The 2,291-nt window shown below is 67.0% G+C and carries 1 protein-coding gene and 1 pseudogene; one reads left to right on the top strand and one right to left on the bottom strand.

The window, feature by feature from the left end; translation table 11 throughout:
- The first annotated feature begins 259 nt into the window (after positions 1 to 259).
- Entirely contained in the window at positions 260 to 805 is a 546-nt protein-coding gene (locus D7318_RS35115; RefSeq protein WP_120700794.1) for an RDD family protein, read from the top strand.
- Here D7318_RS35115 and D7318_RS32235 read toward each other — a convergent pair.
- A pseudogene (locus D7318_RS32235) lies at positions 804 to 1,691 on the bottom strand (DUF6192 family protein); the annotation flags it as partial. The gene D7318_RS35115 and the pseudogene D7318_RS32235 sit on opposite strands and share 2 nt — an antisense overlap.
- Positions 1,692 to 2,291: the final 600 nt, after the last annotated feature.

The raw sequence follows: 2,291 nt of genomic DNA, 5'->3' as shown, positions 1-2,291 counted from the left end.
CGGGCGGCCGCCCGGAACCAAGAACCGCCGTCCCGCACCCCGCTACGACGTTGGCAAAACCGTCAAACGACCTGAGACCCTCAAGGCCATCGGCAGACCTTGCCGATCTTGGTAGATAAAGAACAAGGTGAGTGCCTGTTTTCGAAGTTCAAGCATCGCGACCGGGCAGTCTCATCCTCCTGGTCCTCTTCGCCCGGCCGCTGACCCGAAGCCGCTCCAAGGGCCGGGGGTCGTTTGCCGATACCGGGACCGGTCCCGGATGCGTTTCGAGAGGATGTGCCGCATGGATGAACAGATGCCGCGGAGCCCGGAGTTAAAGACAGCGGCCAGCAGCGGTACGCGCAAGCCGCATCCGCAGTGGATGCGTATCTATCCGCCCGAGCCCGGTTGGGAGACGCCGGCCGACTTTCCGGAACGCTTCGGCGCTCTGCTGATCGATGTGGTGGTCATTGTTGCGTTGTTGTTCGGGGCGGTCGAGTTGGGCATCCTCGTCAGTGGCGGCGAGGAGCCGGGGGGAGTCGTGTCGGGCGTCCTGGTCAGCGCGATCTTCCTGTGCTACTCACCGCTTGCCACCGCGCGTTGGGGTGGGACGCTGGGTAAGCGTGTCTGCCGCCTGCGGGTCGCCCGTGCTCGGGACGGGGACCCGCTGTCGTATGGACGCGCGCTGGGGCGACACGTGGCCCACTGGGTGCTGCAAGTGCTTCCCTTCGGGTTGAACCACCTGTGGTTCCTGTGGGACGAGCCGCTGCAACAGTGCTTGCACGACAAGGTGGCTGGCACGGTGGTGGTGCGTCGGCAGCGGTGATCCGGGCCAGCTCGCCGTCGACGTCGACCTTGCCGGTGTCGACGGCCGTCTCGATCCAGTCCAGGGTCGCCCGGACGCGGGCGACGTTCTCGTGGATGATCGTGCGTTCGTCGTCGCCGAGCTGCCGGTCGCGCATACCCGGGACGACGCGGCCGGCCGCTGCGACGAGCGCGTGGCAGGCGGTGACCAGGTCCAGGAACTCCACCGACCGGTCGATGCTGCGGACCGCCGGGGCGACGGGGCTGGTCTCCTCGAAGTGCTCGCGGGCCTGTCGGCCGCGCTCTACCTGGGCGTGGTTGACCTGGTGGCGGGCGGTTTCGTCCGACATCGCGCGGAAGGCGACGTCCGGCCTGCGCAGCAGGTCGCTGGTGACGGTGGCGGCGACTTCCTCGTCGGTCGCCAGGGTGTGGATCGCGCTGACCTTCTCCTGCGGGGTGACGGGCTTGACGACCTGCCGACCGGTGCGGCGGTTCGCCTCATCCGGCGTCCAACGGGTCTTGCCCTTGGGCGGGTTGAGGATCGTGGCGAAGCGTTCCTCGTCGTCCACGATGGAGGCCAGGATGCTGTGGACCGTGAACGACACCCCCGGCACCCGCCGGTCCTTCGGCCACTTCGACGCGGTCCACCTGGCCTTGTCCACCATCGCGTAGGACAGCCCGATGTCCTCGGCCAGGCGGAACAGCGAGTCCTTGACCGTGAACAGCGAATCGCTCCGTCCCTGGCCACCGGACTCGCGCATCGGCTCGACTTCGAGTGCGTAGTCGCCGATCGTGAACTGGATACGGCCGGCCGTTTCGACCAGCTTCCGCAGTTCAGCCACGATCTGGGCATAGCGTTCCGCGCTGACACTGCCGACCTTGTCGGCGATCTCGATCTCCTCGGGCATGGTTCACCACCAACTCGCGGCCCGAGCACGGCATGTGACCATGACGAGCAGCGGCCCGTTTCCTGAAGCCGAGAGTCCTACCCGATATCCGAAGATCGCATCGAATGAACGGAAGGGGTCGGAATCTGATCGAAGATGCTGTCCGCGTGCGTTCGCGTTGCGGTCACTGTGACCGTTCGCCGAACGATTCCTTCCGGGCCCGCTAGGCCCTCATGACGCACCGCCGCGAGCAGTAGACCGCGTTCGAACGGCGATCCACCCCAACCACCCAAGTCGCCCCACATACAGGGCACTTGGCAAGGCCGATGCCGCTCAACTCCGCCGCCACCCGCTTCCGTAACCGGCGGTCACGGCGCCACTGCCTGGAACGACACGCCGCCGAGCAGAACACCGCCCTGGGTCGCGCGTCCGGCCTCAGCCGTCCACCGCCCGGCCGACCGGATCGCCCCGACCCCGCGTTCCGGCCGGACCTCAGCTTGTTCTTTATCTACCAAGATCGGCAAGGTCTGCCGATGGCCTTGAGGGTCTCAGGTCGTTTGACGGTTTTGCCAACGTCGTAGCGGGGTGCGGGACGGCGGTTCTTGGTTCCGGGCGGCCGCC

This window comes from Streptomyces radicis, from assembly GCF_003626575.1.
Taxonomy (GTDB): Bacteria; Actinomycetota; Actinomycetes; order Streptomycetales; family Streptomycetaceae; genus Streptomyces; species Streptomyces radicis.
Note: the sequence above shows the minus strand (reverse complement) of the source record. Positions and strands in the feature narration are given on the sequence as shown.